The organism is Paradevosia shaoguanensis (assembly GCF_016801025.1).
Lineage (GTDB): Bacteria > Pseudomonadota > Alphaproteobacteria > Rhizobiales > Devosiaceae > Paradevosia > Paradevosia shaoguanensis.
In genome coordinates this window covers 467,663-484,202 of record NZ_CP068983.1, presented here as the reverse complement: position 1 = coordinate 484,202, position 16,540 = coordinate 467,663, and the positions used below count along the sequence as shown (strand labels likewise).

The following is a 16,540-nucleotide window of genomic DNA, read 5'->3' as shown; positions in this document are numbered from 1 at the left end:
AGGACCGGCCATGAGTGAGACTATCGAGCAAGTTAACCCGTTCAAGGTTGGCATCCTGTGCCGTTGCCCCCGTTGCGGGCAGGGCAAGCTCTTCAAGGGCTATCTCAAGGTCGCTCCGGCCTGCAGTGTCTGCGGGCTCGATTTCGCCTTCGCCGACAGTGGGGACGGCCCGGCCATCTTCATCATCTTCGTGGTCGGCTTCCTGGTCATGGGCATGGCGCTCATCGTCGATATCATCTTCCACCCGCCGGTCTTCGTGCACCTGGCCCTCTGGGTGCCCGCCACGCTGATCCTCTGCTTCGCACTGCTGCCGCCCTTCAAGGCCACGCTGGTCGCGCTCCAGTTCCGTCACGACGCGCATGAGGGGCGGCGGCTGTGACCCGCGCCGAGGCACAATCCCCGCGCTCCTGGGTCTTCTGGAGCTTCGTCGTCCTGATGCTGGCGCTCATCGCGCTCTTCATCTATCTCGGCACCTGGCAGATGCATCGCCTGGGCGAAAAGGAAGCGCTGATCGCCGCTGTCGAGGAGCGCAGCCACCTCGCGCCGCAGCCGCTCCCGCCTGCCGCCGAATGGGGCGCCATCGTCCCCACCGACTACGATTTCCGCCCCGTCGCCCTCACCGGCCACTTCCTCCCCGAGGAGACCATCGAGGTCTTCACGAGCCTGAGCGAGCCCAAGGGCAAGTTCGGCGGCCCCGGCTATTGGGTGGTGACGCCCTTCGCCCTCGACGCCGGCGGCATCGTCTTCGTCAATCGCGGCTTCGTGCCTGAATCCCAGGCCAAGGCTTTCGCCAATGACCCGGCGACGCCGGCCGGCACGGTGACCGTCAGCGGTCTCGCTCGCCAGCCCGAAGAGATCAACGCCTTCACCCCGGCCGCCGACCCGGCCAAGCGCATCGAATGGGTCCGCAATCCCGAGCGCCTTGCTGCGCTCATCAAGCCCGACGAAACGCCCGTGGCGCCGCTCTATATCGATCTGCCCGCCGGCGATACCGGTGTGCTCCCGCAGGGCGGGGAGACCGTCATGGCCTTCCCCAACCGGCACTTCGAATACGCGATGACCTGGTACGCTTTCGCGGTCATCACCCCCATCATGCTGGGCTTCTGGATCTGGCGGCAGCGGCGCGGGCGGAGCAAGGACAGATGAAACTTGCGGCGCACCGCCCGTTTCTCTAGGTTGCAACCCACTTTTCGGTCGGATGCATCCAACTCATGCAGTTTGTTTCGACGCGAGGCCTTGCGCCAGCGCTGAGTTTTTCTGATGCCATGCTCGCCGGGCTCGCGAGCGACGGTGGTCTCTATCTCCCGGAGACCTGGCCCCAGCTCTCCACCGCCGAGATCGCGGCCTATGCCGGCAAACCCTATGCCGAGGTGGCCTTCGATATCATCCGGCGCTTCTCGGCCGGCGATATCCCGGATGCCGATCTCCACGAGATCGTCACCGCCGCCTACGGCACGTTCCGCCATCCCTCTGTGACCCCGATTGTCGAGATCGAGCCGAACCATTTCGTGCTCGAGCTCTTCCATGGCCCCACGCTCGCCTTCAAGGACGTGGCCATGCAGTTCCTGGCCCGCGCCATGGATCACGTGCTGACCAGGCGCGGCCTGCGCGCCACCATCGTCGGCGCCACCTCCGGCGATACCGGCTCGGCTGCCATCGAGGCCTTCCGTGGCCGCGACACCACCGACATTTTCATCCTGCATCCCAGGGGCCGCACCTCCGACGTGCAGCGCCGGCAGATGACCACGGTGCTCGACGCCAACGTCCACAACATCGCGCTGGAAGGCACGTTCGACGACTGCCAGTCGATCGTCAAAGGCCTTTTCAACAACCACCGCTTCCGCGATTCGGTGCGCCTGTCGGGCGTCAACTCCATCAACTGGGGCCGCATCGTCGCGCAGATAGTCTACTACTTCACCGCCGCCGTCTCGCTCGGCGCGCCGCATCGGCAAGTCTCGTTCACCGTGCCCACCGGCAATTTCGGCGACATCTTCGCCGGTTATGCCGCCAAGCGCATGGGCCTGCCGATTGACCGGCTCATCATCGCCACCAACGCCAACGACATCCTCAAGCGCACGCTCGCCAGCGGTCGCTATCAGGTCAATGGCGTCGAGCCCACGATCAGCCCCTCGATGGACATCCAGATCTCGTCCAATTTCGAGCGCCTGCTGTTCGAGGCTGTCGGTCGCGACGGCGCCACCGTTCGCACCATGATGGATGGCTTGAAGCAATCGGGCGGCTTCGCCGTCCCCGAGCCGGCCCTTGCCGCCATCCGCGCCGAATTCGCCGCCGGCACCACCGACGAGCGCGCGACCGGTGCCACCATGGCGGGCACGCTGGCCGATTCCGGCTACCTGCTCGATCCCCACACCGCGGTCGGCGTCCATGTCGCGCGCAGCCACCTTGCCGGTGGCGCGCCGATGCTGAGCCTCGCCACCGCGCATCCCGCCAAGTTCCCCGCTGCCGTCAAGGCTGCGACGGGTGTTGAACCGGCCTTGCCGGTGTGGTTGGCTGATCTCAACGAAAGGCCGGAGCGCTTCGACGTGCTGGCCAACGACCAGGGTGCCGTGGAGACCTATATCAAGACGCGCACCCGCGCCTGAAACCGGGCAGCCCGCCAGACCGGCGGGAGCCCACGGAGGAGAGTTCAGCGTGAGAACTACGACGCTCGATAATGGCGTGACCGTCCTGACCGACGACATGCCCCACCTCGAAAGCGCTTCGCTGGGGGTATGGGTCAAGGCCGGGTCGCGCAGCGAGCGCAAGGACGAGCACGGCATCTCGCACCTTCTCGAGCACATGGCCTTCAAGGGCACCAATTCGCGCAACGCGCTCCAGATCGCCGAAGCCATCGAGAATGTCGGCGGCGATCTCAACGCCGCCACCTCCATCGAGCACACCGGCTATTTCGCCCGCGTCCTCAAGGAGGACGTGGCCCTGGCTGCCGATATCCTTGCCGATATCCTCCAGAACTCGATGTTCGATGCCGGCGAGCTCGATCGCGAGCGCAACGTCATCATCCAGGAGATCGGCGCGGCTCGGGATAATCCCGACGATCACGTGTTCGATCTCTTCCAGTCCGCCGCCTTCCCCGACCAGCCGATCGGCCGCACCATCCTGGGCACCGCCGATTCCGTGCGCGCCATGGGGGCGCCGGCCATCCGCGATTACATGGACCGCAACTATGTCGGCGACCGCATGGTCGTTGCTGCCGCGGGCAACGTGAACCACGACCAGCTGGTCGACATCGCCAACGACCGCTTCCACACCCTCAAGGCCAACGGCGCTCCCGCTCCCGAGCGTGCCCGCTACGTGGGCGGCGAGGAGCGGCTGGTTTCCGACCACGAGCAGGCCCACATCGTCCTCGGCTTCGAGGGCAGGGCTTACAATTCGGATGGCTTCTACGCCGCCCAGGTTCTCGCCTCCATTCTCGGCGGCGGCATGAGCTCGCGCCTCTTCCAGGAAGTGCGCGAAAAGCGCGGCCTCTGCTATTCGGTCTATGCCTTCCACTGGGCCTTCGAGGATTCCGGTGTCTTCGGCATTGCTGCCGCCACCGGCGAGGATGAAGTCACCGAACTCGTCCCCGTGGTCCTCGACGAGCTGCGTCGTGCCACCGAAACCATCACCGAGGATGAAGTCATCCGCGTGCGCAACCAGATCCGCGCCGGGCTCCTGATGTCGCTGGAAAGCCCGTCGGCCCGCGCCGGCCAGCTTGCCCGCCAGCAGATCCTCTGGGGTCGCACCATTCCCCTCCAGGAAACGGTCGATCGCATCAACCGGATCACGGCCGAGCGGGTCAAGCACGTCGCCAGCCAGATCTTCGCTACCAACGAAGTCTCGCTGGCCGGCATTGGCCCCGTGGCCAAGCTGCCCGACTACATTTCCATCGGTGAACGTCTCAAACACTAGGTGACCCGTGCTCTGGCCCTGGTCTGCGAAAGACAAGACTCCGGAACTGCACGGCGAACGCGTCGTCCTGCGCGGCCCCCAGCCGCGTGACTACCGCGAGTGGCGCACCCTGCGCCTCGAAAGCCGCAATTTCCTGAAGCCCTTCGAGCCGCGCTGGACCGAGGCCGATCTGGCGCGCAGCGTCTATTTCGCCCGCCTCAAGCGCGGCCAGCAGGAAGCCGAGCAGGGCACCGATTTCACCTTCTTCATCTTCGCCCTGGAGCACGGCGAGCCGCATCTCGTGGGCGGGCTGACGCTCTCCAACATCCGCCGCCGTGCCGCGCAGTTCGTCACGCTCGGCTACTGGATGGGCGAGCGCTATGCCGGCATGGGCTTCATGACTGAGGCCGTCGGCACGGTGCTGCCTTTTGTCTTCGACACGCTTGGCCTTCACCGCATTCACGCCGCTTTTCTGCCCGACAACCTCGCCTCGCGGCGGGTCCTCGAGAAGAACGGTTTCAAGGAGGAGGGCTATGCCGACAAATATCTTCAGATCGACGGGAAGTGGGCGGATCATGTCCTTTTCGGTCTGACCCGCGAACACTACGAAGCTCGCCGTCGCCGCCGTTTCGCTTGAGGTACGTTCCCACAGGCAATCGGCCGGAGACGGGCCTTGAGCTTGTCCCCAGGGGAAATCCCCGCTACCACAGTCGCACATCGCGAAAAGACCCAGGAACAGCCGCCGCCTAATGCGTCAGATCATCACCTTCGCGATGTCCCTCGTTCTGCTCGTAGCCTCTCTCGTTCCCGCGGCTGCGTTCGACGTGATTTCCGTTCCCGAGGATGTCAACGCGGTCAATCTGACCGAAGCCATCGACCTGGTGCCCGGCACCAATGGCCGCGTGCAGCTGTCCACGGCGCCCGGCGAGGATGGCATCATCCGCCGCATCGAAGTGCTGGCCTCAGAACCCGGCACCAATCCCAATTGGGCGCTCTTTGCGCTGCGCAACGATTCCGAAGCGCAGATCGATCGCCTGCTGGTCGCCCCCTTTTTCCGCCTTCCGGGCTCCGGCGTCTTCAATCCCGATCTCGGCGCCAATCGCGTCCACGTGCTGACCCCGAGCGCCGGCATCCGGCCCGTGCGCCTCACCGATCCCGAATCGGATGTCTTCGAGATCACGCTCGATCCGGGCGCGACGGTCACCTTCGTCGCCGAACTGGCGAGCGGCGAACTCCCGGAGCTCTATCTCTGGAAGCCTGACGCCTATCGCGACTACGTCAATTCCTTCACGCTCTTCCGCGGCGTCGTGCTCGGCATTGCCAGCCTTGCCGCCGTGTTCCTCACCGTCATGTTCGTCGTGCGGGGCAGGGGCGTCTTCCCGGCCACGGCCGCCTTTGCCTGGGCGGTGCTGGCCTACCTCCTCATCGATTTCGGCGTCATGGGCCGATTGCTCGGCATCGGCAACGGCTCGATGCAGCCCTTCCGTGCCGCCGCCGAGGCCGGCATAGCGACGACGCTCGCCGGGTTCCTCTTCATCTACCTCAATCTCCACCGCTGGCACCTGCGCTTCATCCATCTGGCACTCGCGCTCGCCGCGGTGTTCCTCGCGCTTTTCGCCTTCGCGTTCTTCCAGCCCGAAATCGCCGCCACCGTCGCGCGCCTCGTTCTGGTGCTGCTCGGCATTTCCGGCTTCTTCCTCATCCTGCTGCTGGCCCTGCGCGGCTATGATCGCGCCGTGCTGCTGGTCCCCACCTGGATCATCTACATCGCCTGGCTCTTCTACGGCTGGCTGGTGATCTCCGGGCAGGTCTCCAACGACGTCGCCCAGCCCGCCGTCGCCGGTGGCCTCGTCCTCATCGTCATGCTGCTCGGCTTCACGGCCGTGCAACACGCCTTCTCCGATGGCCAGGTTTCCATCGGCACGCTCTCCGAAGTCGAGCGCCGCGCCCTGGCCCTCACCGGCAGCGGCGACTTCGTCTTCGACTGGAATATCGAGCGCGACCGCGTCTCGGTCTCCGACGAGCTCAACACCCGCCTCGGCGAACGCCGCGGCGCGCTGCGCGGCGCCATCAAGCGCTGGCTCGATCGCGTTCACCCCGAGGATCGCGACCGCTTCCGCACCGCCTTCGATACCCTGGTCGAGCTGCGCCGCGGCAAGGTCTCCGCCGACATGCGCATCGCCACCCATGATGGCACCTACCGTACCTTCCGCATGCGGGTGAAACCCGTGCTGGGCGGCGACGGCCAGGTCAACCGCATCGTCGGCACCCTGCAGGACGTCACCGAGGATCGCGCTTCGCGCATGCGTCTCCTCCACGATTCCGTGCATGACAGCCTCACGGGCCTCCCCAACAAGCAGCTCTTCCTCGATCGGCTGGATCGCGCCCTCATCCGCGCCCGTACGCCGGGCGGCGTGAAGCCTGCCGTGTTCCTCATCGATATCGATCGCTTCATGGAGCTTGAGGAGCGGGTAGGGCACTCGGCTGCCGATTCCGTGCTCCTCGCCATCGCTCGCCGCATCTCGCGCGTCATGCGTCCGCTCGATACCGTGGCCCGCATCAATGGCGACCAGTTCGCCGTGATCCTCGCGTCCGAGCAGGCCGCCAGCCGCATCGCCGAGACCGCCGAGCAGATCCGCAAGGCCCTCAAGGCCCCGTTCAACTTCGGCGACCGCGACCTCACCCTGACCGCCTCCATCGGCGTCACCATCTACGACAGCAACCCTGCCAGCGCCGCCGACGTGCTGCGTGATGCCGAGCTGGCCATGTACTACGCCAAGCGTCTGGGCGGCGACCGCATCGAGGCCTATCGCGCCTCCGCCCGCTCGATCACCGCCTATAACCGCGCCAGCGAGGAAGACCTCGATCGCGGCCTCAAGGCTGGCGAGTTGCAGGTGCAGTACCAGCCGATCATGGACCTCAATACCGGCCTCATCGCCGGTGCCGAAGCCCTCATGCGCTGGAACCATCCCAGCCGTGGCGTCGTGGATCCCGAGGAATTCATTCCGCTGGCCGAACGGTCAGGCCTCATCGAGCGCCTTGGCCGCATGGCCTTCGAGCAGGCTGCCAACCAGACGCGCGAATGGCTCAAGGCCATGCCGACGCTGGGCGAGGACTTCTTCGTCTCGATCAACCTCTCGCCCACCCAGCTTGCTTCGGAATCGCTCCTCAACGACATCCGCGGCCTCGCTTCGGGCAATAAGGACCTCATCTCGCACCTCAAGCTTGAGGTCACCGAGAGCCAGGTCATGACCAATCCCGAGCATTCCGCCTACATGCTCTCGACCCTGCGCGGACTGGGCCTCGGCCTGGCACTCGACGATTTCGGCACAGGCCACTCCTCGCTGAGCTACCTGCACCGCTTCCCGTTCGACACCATCAAGATTGCCGCGCCCTTCGTGCAGATCGGCGAGGATGGCGGCATGGCCCATACCCAGGTGCCCATCATCCGCTCCATCGTGGCCCTGGCCTCAGAGCTGGACCTTATGGTCATCGCCGAGGGCGTCGAAACCCTCGACGAAGTCGAACGCCTGCGCGCCCTCAGCTGCCGCTACGCCCAAGGCTTCGCCTTCGGCGCCGCCATGCCCGGCCCCGAACTCCAGAAAAAGCTACAGGCCCAGGCCACCCGCTGATTTTGTCCACCTGCCCCACACCGGGGATAAACTGACCGCCCAGCTCTCCGAGCCCGCCGTCAGCAGGAAGGACAACCCAGCCCAGAAACATTCCCCAACTTGCGCGAAAACCCCACCAAAATCCGCGCAAGATGGCCAAACATGTCCCGAAATTGAGTCAAAATTTAACGATTTGCAGCGTGGTGCGAGTCAAAATGATATTATACATCAAATAGTTAGCATAAATTTAGTCTCTAAAAACCGGCCAAAAACTCGCAAACTCCACAAATCACCCACTCACCTCGCCCGACTCACCGACCATCAGCCTGGCCGGCCTCCCGCAACCAAGGCCCGCCCTGCGTGCCCTCCACCACCGCTTCCCACCATTCTCCACTCGATCCTATGCTCCGATCTTCGGCGTAGCCCAACTCCCCAAATCCCCAACTCCCGCCCCACCCCCGACTTCCCCGGGCGAAGACCCGGGGCCCATTGCCCCCCTCCACCCGAGTGGAGATATCCGTAGGCCCCGGCTCTGCGGCCGGGGAAGTTCAGCGGAGACGGCGCGATCGGCGGGGAAGTGGGGATGGAACGAGAGAGTGTGAGGATGGAAGAAGCAAAGTAGGAAGACGGACACCATCGGCACCACCCGCTGCCGCAGCCTCACCGAACCACCACCAAGCCCCCACCCCTTCTCCCCTTGTGGGAGAAGGTGCCCGAAGGGCGGATGAGGGGGATCGATCCCGCCGCCCTCAGGCATTCCCCGCTGTGGAACTCAAACTAGCCCGCGTAATCCCCAGCTTCCTGAGCGCCTCGTCATACCGCTTGTCCAACGGAACGCTGAACAGCAGGTCATGGGAATACGGCACCGTCAGCCAGCCGTTGCGCCCGAGCTCGCCCTCGAGTTGCCCGGCGCCCCAGCCGCAATAGCCCAGCGCGAAGATCGCCTCTGCCGGCGCATTGCCGAACGCCATCGACCGCAGGATGTCGAGCGTCGCCGTGAGGTAGACCTCTTCGCTCACCTCATAGGAGTTGCCGTCCCGAAAATAGTCGCTCGAATGGAGCACGAACCCGCGGCCCTTCTCCACCGGCCCGCCGCGCAGCACTTCGCGGTTTCGGACGCCGGCCGGCAGGCGGATGATGTCGTCATGCTCGCCCAGGCTGAGCTCTTCGAGGATATCAGCAAAGCTCATGTCCTCGACGCTCTTGTTGACCACCAGGCCCATCGCGCCCTCGTCGCCGTGGCCGACGAGATAGATCACGCTGTCGCGGAAGCGCTCATCGAGCATGTCCGGCATGGCGACTAGAAACTGGCCCTTGAGCGAATTCATCACGCTGCTCCATCTACATGCGGGGCTTATGCCAGCTTAGGCCCGTTGCACGGTCAGGGAAACCCCACCCTCACGAAGGACTGATCGTACGGGACTTTTGGAAACGCAAAAGCTGGGCTATCCAAACCGCCATGCGTTCGTTCGTTCTCATCGCCGTCGCCATTGCGACATCACCGGGCCTCGCGGCCGAAAGCGCCTGGCAGGAACTCGTGCCGGGCGTCCGTGCGCGGCTGGTGACCAGCGATGTGCTCGATGCCGACGGCCGCACGCTCGCCGGCATCCAGATCGACATGCCGCAGAACTACAAGACCTATTGGAAGACCCCGGGCCAGACCGGCATCCCCACCCAGATCGACCTCGAAGGCTCGCAGGGTGTCGATGGCTACGAGATCCTCTGGCCCTACCCGACGGTCGACAACGCCGCCGGCTATCTCGACTACGTCTATTTCGGCCCGACGGTCCTGCCCATCGAACTCAAGATCACCAGCGACGCGCCGTCCGTCGTCGTCTCGGCCGTCATGGGCATCTGCTCGGATATCTGCATGCCCGCCAAGGCGAGCTTTGCCATGCCGCTGGTCTTCGCCAAGCCCGACGCCGCCGAAAACCTGCGCCTCCGCCAGGCGCTGGCCAACACTCCCGCGCCCTGGCAGCAGAATCCCGAGCCCATTGGTGACGTGATCTTCGACAAGTCCCGCGGCTCGCTCGAAGTCAGGATCGATGAAGCGCGCATCCACCCGCAGTCGGTCATCGCCTCGTTCGGCGACGCCTCGCTGCTCTTCGGGGTGCCGCAAAAAAGCCCCGAACCCGGCCTAGTGCTCCTGCCGTCCTTGGGGACGGACACGATTGAGGGCCTGGAGGGGCAGCCCGTTCAGCTCACGTTCATGACCGATATGGGACCGTTTGAAGTCTCCCGTCGAGTGTTGCCTCTGGCCGCCTCGTCGCGGTAAAGTTTAGTTCAAAGGTCCGTCAAGTCGGCGCGGCCCGTGAACGCATAGGGGCGAGCGCATGATCGAGAGCGGGGAGGCCATCCCGTCCGTGCCAGTGAAGCTGGTCGACGGAAACGGCATTTCGGACACCACCAGCGATGCGGTGCTTGGCAACGGCCGGGTCGTGTTCTTTGCCGTCCCCGGCGCATTCACCCCCACCTGCCACGTCAATCATTTACCTGGCTTTATTGCTAATGCCGATAAATTGCGCGCGGCCGGCGTGGATAGGATCGTCTGCGCGGCCGTGAATGACCAGCATGTGGTCAAGGCCTGGGCAGAAGCCTCGGGCGCCTTGGGCAAGATCGATTTTATCGCCGACGGCAACGCCGCCTTGGCCAGGGCCCTCGGCCTGGACAAGGACCTAGCAGGTGCAGGCATGGGCACGCGGTTCACCCGCAGCGCCATGCTCATCACCAACGGGATTGCGGATGCCGTCTTCGTCGAGGACGCGCCTGGCGTAACCGCCACGGGCGCTCCTGCAATCCTTATGGCGCTCGAAGCGCTCAAGAAGTAAATCGCGTGACGCGTGTGGAGAAGTTATTGATGCCGAACAAGAAGATGAACCCCGCCGTCCGATTTGCTGGTGCGGGCCTTCTGGCTTTCGCCCTTGCTGGCTGCTCGATGGGGAACATGTTCGGTGGTGGCGGCTCTTCGGGCACGCAACTCGCCAACGCCGCCCCCAACCAGCAGCAGCTCGCCCAGGCCGCGCCCTCTGCGCTTCCGGCCATCGCCACCCAGTGCCCGCCCATCAAGGTGCGCCCGGGCAGCGAAACGCTCTTCTCCTATGCCGGCCAGGCCGGCAACCCGGCCAACCTCAACTGGCAGGCCGTGCTTGAGAAGCAGTCGCGCAATTGCGTAGTGTCCAACGGCCTCATCACCGTCAAGATGGGCGTCGTCGGCCGCGTGGTCCTTGGCCCCAAGGGTAGCGTCACCTCGGTCAACCTTCCGGTCCGCTTCGCCGTCGAGCGCAACGGCTCGGCCATCTTCTCGGAAAAGTACTCGATCCCCGTCGGCATCACCCCGCCCAACCAGAGCGAGGAATTCGTCAAGGTCGTCGAGAACGTCCAGGTCCCCTATGTCGGCGGCGAAGACCTGGTCATCTGGGTCGGCTTCGATCCCCGCGGGTAAGCTTCGTGCTATCCTCATTGCGCTGATGAGGAATCGAAGTGAGTCATCTGGTTCATAACGAACGGATAAAGCTTACGGCCAACAACCTCGATCGCGCCTCCTCGGGCGCGCTCGCAGCCGGTTTCATAGCGCCTACCGTGTCGCTTGCAACCGGCTCGCCTGCTGTTTCGTTCTCACCTTGGCTCGCTCTCAGCACCGGGATTTGGATTTTAGCGTCCTTTGCCCTACATTATGCGGCGAGAAGGGTCCTCGGAGGACTAAGGGAATGAACAGCGCCTGGATTTTTTATCTCTATATCCTGCCGCTCATCATCGCGGTCGCTGCTTTTGCGGGCGGCTATGCTTATTCCCGCCACAACAAGATGCACCCCGGCGAATAGGTCCCATTGCGGTCGCCAACGCATCCTTGTGCGCATCCCAGCGACCCGATTGACGCCGAACCAATTCTTCGACATGTTGCGCGCGACTGCGGGAGAGATCGGGCCCTGAGCCCGACGCCGAAGGAGCAACCGCCCCGGAAACTCTCAGGCAAAAGGACCGCGTCAGGCTGAACTCTGGAAAGCGGGCGATCTCGCCCCACCGAAGGAGCAACCGGCGACAGCCGGGAAATCTCTCAGGTTAGCGGACAGAGGGGGTGCGCGCTCGCCGCAAGGCGGGCAATCGTCCCTCGCTGCCGGAAGAGTCAATTGGCCGATACCTCGCCCCAGGACCTCAAGACCGTTCCCCTCAATGACGTGCATGTCGCCCTCGGCGGCCGCATGGTTCCGTTCGGCGGCTATTCGCTGCCGGTCCAGTATCCCACCGGCATCGTCACCGAACACAAGTGGACGCGCGAGCACGCCGGCCTCTTCGACGTCTCCCACATGGGTCCGTCCTTCCTGCTGCTCAACGAGAAATCCGGCGGTGCCGACGCCGACCACGCCGCCATCGCGGCCGTCGTCGAGCCGCTGATCTGCGGCGACGTCAAGGGCCTCAAGCCCGGCCAGATCCGCTACACGCTGCTGCTCAACGAAACCGGCGGCGCGCTGGACGATCTGATGATCGCTCGCCCCGCCGATCCCGCCTGGGCCGGTTCGCTCTACGTAGTCGTGAATGCCGGCACGAAAGATGCCGACTTCGCCCGCATCGCCGCCGCCTCCACCGGCAAGGCGACGCTCAACCGCGCCGACAATTGCGCGCTCCTGGCGCTGCAGGGCCCTGAAGCCGTCGCGGTGCTCTCAAAACTCATTCCCGAAGTCGCCGATCTCGGCTTCATGACCTACCGCTCGTTCCCCTGGAACGGCACCGTGCTGGTCATCGCCCGTTCCGGCTATACCGGCGAAGATGGCTTCGAAATCCTGGTTGAACCCGAGCACGCCAAGGCTTTCTGGGATGCCCTGACAGCCGACGAACGCGTAAAGCCGATCGGCCTGGGTGCCCGCGATAGCCTCCGCCTCGAAGCCGGCCTGCCGCTCTACGGCCACGACCTCGACGAAACCATTTCGCCCACCGAAGCCGGCCTCAACTTCGCCGTCTCCAAGCGCCGCCGCGAAGCCGCCGACTTCCCCGGCGCCGGCCGCATCCTCAAGGAATATGGCGGCGAGCTCGCTCGCATCCGCGTTGGCCTCCTGGTCGATGGCGCACCGGCCCGTGAAGGCGCCGAAATCCTCGATGCATCGGGCGCCGTTATCGGCGTGGTTACCAGCGGCGGTTTCTCGCCCACGCTCGGCCGCGCCATCGCGCTCGGCTTCGTGCCGCCGGCTTATGCCGCTGTCGGCACCAAACTCTCCGTTTCCGTGCGCGGCCGCAGCCAGTCGGCTGAAGTCGCCGCACTCCCCTTCGTTCCCCATCGTTACTACCGCAAGCCGGTTTGAGAGGCGTCCATGACCATCAAGTTCACCCAGGACCACGAATATATCCGCGTTGAAGGCCAGACCGGCATCGTCGGCATCACCGCCTACGCGCAGGAGCAGCTCGGCGACATCGTCTTCGTCGAGCTCCCGGCCGTCGGCAAGAAGGTCAAGAAGGGCGATGAGACCGCCGTGGTTGAATCGGTAAAGGCCGCCTCCGAGATCTACGCTCCGGTCGGCGGCACCGTTGAGGCCGCCAACGAGGCCCTCGGCGCCGAGCCCGGCATGGTCAACCAGGACCCGATGGGCACCGGCTGGATGTACCAGATCCACATCGAGAACCCGGCGGAGCTGGACGGCCTGATGGACGAAGCCGCTTACGCAGATTTCATCAAATAGCACCGAGCCCTAGGCTCACCCCCTCCCTAGCCCTCCCCACAAGGGGGAGGGTGGGGTTTGTTGCTCGATCTCGACGCGCGCTCCACCCTCCCCCTTGTGGGGAGGGCTAGGGAGGGGGAAGGCCAGGGACTCAAGACACCGAAAGCACCTCCCATGCGATACCTCCCCCATTCCGATGCCGAGCGCGCAGAAATGCTCGCCACCATCGGCATCGCCTCGGAAGACGCGCTGTTCAGCGCTGTCCCCCGCGCTGCCTACAACACCGGTGCCATCGACCTGCCGGCCCATTCACCCGAATTCCTGGTCGAAGCCCATATGCGCGCCCTCTCGGGCAAGAACCGCGCCGCCGGCGACGGCCCGTTCTTCGTCGGAGCAGGGGCCTACCGCCATCATGTGCCGGCGACCGTCGATCACCTGATCCAGCGCTCCGAATGGCTCACGGCCTATACGCCCTACCAGCCGGAAATCTCGCAGGGCACGTTGCAGATGCTCTTCGAATTCCAGACCCAGGTGGCCAAGCTCACCGGCATGGATGTGGCCAACGCCTCGCTCTATGACGGTTCGACCGGCACCGCCGAGGCCGTGCTGATGGCCCGCCGCCTCACCCGCAAGAAGAAGCTGGTGCTTTCGGGCGGCCTGCATCCCCACTACCGCGACGTGGTCAAGGCCTACCTCAAGGACGATCCCGATCTCGTCTGCCTGCCGGCCTCCCCGCAGGGCCAGGGCGACATCCTCGACCACATCGACGACCAGACCGCCGCCATCGTCATCCAGACCCCGGATTTCTACGGCCATCTTCGCGACCTGGAGAAGGCCGCCGACACGGCGCACGCCAAGGGCGCGCTGCTGATCGTCGTGGTCACCGAAGTCGTCTCGCTGGGGCTCCTCGAGGCTCCTGGCACGTTCGGCGCCGATATCGTGGTGGCCGAAGGCCAGTCGATCGGCAACGCCCTCAATTTCGGCGGCCCCTATGTGGGCCTGATGGCCACCCGCAAGGAATTCGTCCGGCAGATGCCGGGGCGCCTGTGCGGCGAAACCGTCGACGCCGAAGGCAAGCGCGGCTTCGTGCTGACGCTCTCCACCCGCGAGCAGCATATCCGCCGCGAAAAGGCGACCTCCAACATCTGTACGAACTCGGGCCTCTGCGCCCTGGCGTTCACCATCCACATGTCGCTGCTCGGCGAAGCCGGTTTTACGCGCCTCGCCCGCCTCAACCACTCCCGCGCTATCGCCCTTGCCGATGCGCTGGCCAAGGTCCCGGGCGTCGAAGTGCTCAACAAGACCTTCTTCAACGAGTTCACCATCCGCGTCGGCAAGCCTGCCGCCGGGGTGATCGAGGCTTTGGCCCAGCGCAACGTCCTCGCCGGCGTCCCCGTCTCGCGTCTCGAACCCGGCAAGCCCGAACTCGAGAACCTCATCGTCCTCGCCGCTACTGAACTGACCACCGATGCCGATATCGCCGCGCTGGCGAACGGCCTCAAGGAGGTGCTCGCATGAGCATGAACACCCAGGGCCGCCCCACCGGCATCGGCACCCTTTCCGCAGCCTCCACCGGCTCGGCCCTCATCCCCGATGAGCCGCTACTCTTCGAAATCGGCGACACCCACCATTCCGGCGTCGATCTCCCCGAGGTCGAAATCGACGACAGCCGCCTCGGCGGTTTTGCGCGCAAGACCAAGCTCGATCTCGCCGGCCTCACCGAGCCCGAGGCCATGCGCCACTACGTGCGCCTTTCGCGCATGAACTACTCGATCGACTCGGGCATGTATCCGCTCGGCTCGTGCACGATGAAGCACAACCCGCGCCTCAACGAGAAGATGGCCCGCCTGCCGGGCTTCTCGGATGTGCACCCGCTCCAGCCGGTCTCGACCGTCCAGGGCGCGCTTGAGCTGATGAGCCAGCTCAGCCATTGGCTGATGACCCTCACCAACACTGCCGCCGTATCGCTGACCCCCAAGGCCGGCGCTCATGGCGAGCTTTGCGGCATGATGGCCATCCACGCCGCCCAGCAGGCGCGCGGGCAGGGGCATCGCACCGTTGTGCTGGTCCCCGAAAGCGCCCACGGCACCAATCCGGCCACGGCTGCCTTCCTCGGCTACACCGTCAAGCCCGTTCCCGCCCGCGAGGACGGCACGGTCGATGTCGAGGCGGTCAAGGCCGCCCTTGGCCCGGACGTGGCGGCAATCATGCTGACCAACCCCAATACCTGCGGCCTCTTTGAGCCCCAGGTCATCGAGATCGCCAAGGCGGTCCACGATGCGGGCGCGTTCTTCTACTGCGATGGCGCCAATTTCAACGCCATCATGGGCGTGGTGCGGCCGGGCGACCTCGGCATCGACGCCATGCACATTAACCTCCACAAGACCTTCTCGACCCCACACGGCGGTGGCGGACCGGGGGCGGGCCCGGTGGTTCTCTCCGAAGCGCTCGCCCCTTTCGCCCCCGTGCCCTTCGTCCGCAAGGCGGCCGATGGTGGCTTGGAACTGGTCGAGCACAGCGAAGGCGAGGCCCTGGGCCGCATCACCGCCTTCCACGGCCAGATGGGCATGTATGTCCGCGCGCTGACCTATATGCTCAGCCACGGTGGCGACGGCCTCGCCCGCGCCGCCAAGGATGCCGTGCTCAATGCCAATTACGTCAAGGCACGCCTGCAGGATGCCTTCTCGGTGTCGTTCCCGGATTATCCGGCCATGCATGAAGTGCTGTTCGACGATTCCTCGCTGGCCGGCACCGGGGTCTCGACGCTCGATTTCGCCAAGGCGATGATCGATGAGGGCTACCACCCGATGACCATGTACTTCCCGCTAGTCGTCCACGGCGCCATGCTCATCGAGCCCACCGAAAGCGAGAGCAAGCAGACCCTCGACGCCTTCTGTGACACCATGCTGGCCCTCGCCGCCGACGCCAAGGGCAACGACAAGGAGCGCTTCACCGGCGCCCCTACCCGCGCCCCGCGCCGCCGGCTGGACGAAACCCGCGCCGCAAGAAGCCCAAAGCTGCGCTGGGAGCCCGAAGAAGCCGCCCCGGCTGCCGCAGCCGAATAAACGCGGAACACGAACTGGAAGGCCTTCCCAGCAAGCTGGGGAGGCCTTTTGCATTTGGTGTGGTCGGGTGGGGGAGCGGGCGGCGAAATCCGTTCCGAACTCCGAGCACGGCACTCTCCCCAACCACGGAACTTCCCCGGACTTGTTCCGAGGCCTATTGCACCGTTCCACCCGAGTGGAGCTATCCGTGGGCCCCTGTGTAATTGTGCTGTGTCATATTGGGTGCGGGCGGGAGACCGTTGGGCCCCAGGTTTAAAGACCGAGAGCCGGCACGGGTCCCCGCCCGCTTTGACAAACACCTGAACAGTTGCGCGAGGCCGCTCGAGAC

At 65.0% G+C, this 16,540-nt stretch carries 14 protein-coding genes and 1 riboswitch; of the genes, 13 read left to right on the top strand and 1 reads right to left on the bottom strand.

All coding sequences use genetic code 11. The features are described from left to right. The first annotated feature begins 10 nt into the window (after positions 1–10). The 6 genes from JNE37_RS02295 to JNE37_RS02270 all read left to right on the top strand — a co-directional run bounded on the left by JNE37_RS02295 (position 11) and on the right by JNE37_RS02270 (position 7,520). Positions 11–379 (top strand): DUF983 domain-containing protein, encoded by a 369-nt coding sequence (locus JNE37_RS02295; RefSeq protein WP_035032653.1) that lies wholly within the window; start codon positions 11–13, stop codon positions 377–379. Then, entirely contained in the window at positions 376–1,146 is a 771-nt protein-coding gene (locus JNE37_RS02290; protein ID WP_203065180.1) for an SURF1 family protein, read from the top strand. The genes JNE37_RS02295 and JNE37_RS02290 overlap by 4 nt, the downstream gene beginning before the upstream one ends. A 65-nt stretch (positions 1,147–1,211) precedes the next feature. After that, complete coding sequence (gene thrC, locus JNE37_RS02285) at positions 1,212–2,603, top strand: threonine synthase (RefSeq protein WP_203065179.1); 1,392 nt, start codon at positions 1,212–1,214, stop codon at positions 2,601–2,603. Between the two features lie 97 nt (positions 2,604–2,700). Continuing rightward, positions 2,701–3,909 (top strand): M16 family metallopeptidase, encoded by a 1,209-nt coding sequence (locus JNE37_RS02280; protein WP_052015246.1) that lies wholly within the window; start codon positions 2,701–2,703, stop codon positions 3,907–3,909. A gap of 7 nt (positions 3,910–3,916) precedes the next feature. Further along, positions 3,917–4,525, top strand: a complete 609-nt coding sequence (locus JNE37_RS02275; RefSeq protein WP_182398033.1) for a GNAT family N-acetyltransferase — start codon at positions 3,917–3,919, stop codon at positions 4,523–4,525. 112 nt (positions 4,526–4,637) lie between these two features. Further along, positions 4,638–7,520, top strand: coding sequence for an EAL domain-containing protein (locus JNE37_RS02270; protein ID WP_035032666.1), 2,883 nt, complete (start codon positions 4,638–4,640; stop codon positions 7,518–7,520). Between the two features lie 728 nt (positions 7,521–8,248). On the opposite strand, the gene JNE37_RS02265 is transcribed toward JNE37_RS02270, so the two are convergent. Beyond that, complete coding sequence (locus JNE37_RS02265; protein WP_052015234.1) at positions 8,249–8,827, bottom strand: YqgE/AlgH family protein; 579 nt, start codon at positions 8,825–8,827, stop codon at positions 8,249–8,251. A gap of 131 nt (positions 8,828–8,958) precedes the next feature. Here JNE37_RS02265 and JNE37_RS02260 point away from each other — a divergent pair, with 131 nt between their 5' ends. The 7 genes from JNE37_RS02260 to gcvPB all read left to right on the top strand — a co-directional run bounded on the left by JNE37_RS02260 (position 8,959) and on the right by gcvPB (position 16,212). Then, positions 8,959–9,774 carry a protein-disulfide reductase DsbD domain-containing protein gene (locus JNE37_RS02260; RefSeq protein WP_035032672.1) on the top strand — a complete coding sequence of 272 codons (816 nt, stop codon included), beginning with the start codon at positions 8,959–8,961 and terminating at the stop codon, positions 9,772–9,774. A 58-nt stretch (positions 9,775–9,832) separates the two neighbouring features. Beyond that, on the top strand, positions 9,833–10,327 hold the full coding sequence (locus JNE37_RS02255; RefSeq protein WP_203065178.1) for a peroxiredoxin: 495 nt from the start codon (positions 9,833–9,835) through the stop codon (positions 10,325–10,327). A 29-nt stretch (positions 10,328–10,356) separates the two neighbouring features. Next, positions 10,357–10,941: a hypothetical protein gene (locus JNE37_RS02250; protein ID WP_035032677.1), complete on the top strand. Its 585-nt coding sequence runs from the start codon at positions 10,357–10,359 to the stop codon at positions 10,939–10,941. Between the two features lie 458 nt (positions 10,942–11,399). Continuing rightward, a riboswitch (glycine riboswitch) is annotated at positions 11,400–11,490 on the top strand. A 136-nt stretch (positions 11,491–11,626) separates the two neighbouring features. Then, positions 11,627–12,793, top strand: a complete 1,167-nt coding sequence (gene gcvT / locus JNE37_RS02245) for a glycine cleavage system aminomethyltransferase GcvT (protein ID WP_203065177.1) — start codon at positions 11,627–11,629, stop codon at positions 12,791–12,793. A 9-nt stretch (positions 12,794–12,802) separates the two neighbouring features. Beyond that, entirely contained in the window at positions 12,803–13,168 is a 366-nt protein-coding gene (gene gcvH / locus JNE37_RS02240) for a glycine cleavage system protein GcvH (RefSeq protein WP_203065176.1), read from the top strand. A 153-nt stretch (positions 13,169–13,321) separates the two neighbouring features. Continuing rightward, positions 13,322–14,665: an aminomethyl-transferring glycine dehydrogenase subunit GcvPA gene (gene gcvPA / locus JNE37_RS02235; RefSeq protein ID WP_203065175.1), complete on the top strand. Its 1,344-nt coding sequence runs from the start codon at positions 13,322–13,324 to the stop codon at positions 14,663–14,665. After that, positions 14,662–16,212, top strand: a complete 1,551-nt coding sequence (gene gcvPB, locus JNE37_RS02230; protein ID WP_203065174.1) for an aminomethyl-transferring glycine dehydrogenase subunit GcvPB — start codon at positions 14,662–14,664, stop codon at positions 16,210–16,212. The genes gcvPA and gcvPB overlap by 4 nt, the downstream gene beginning before the upstream one ends. Positions 16,213–16,540: the final 328 nt, after the last annotated feature.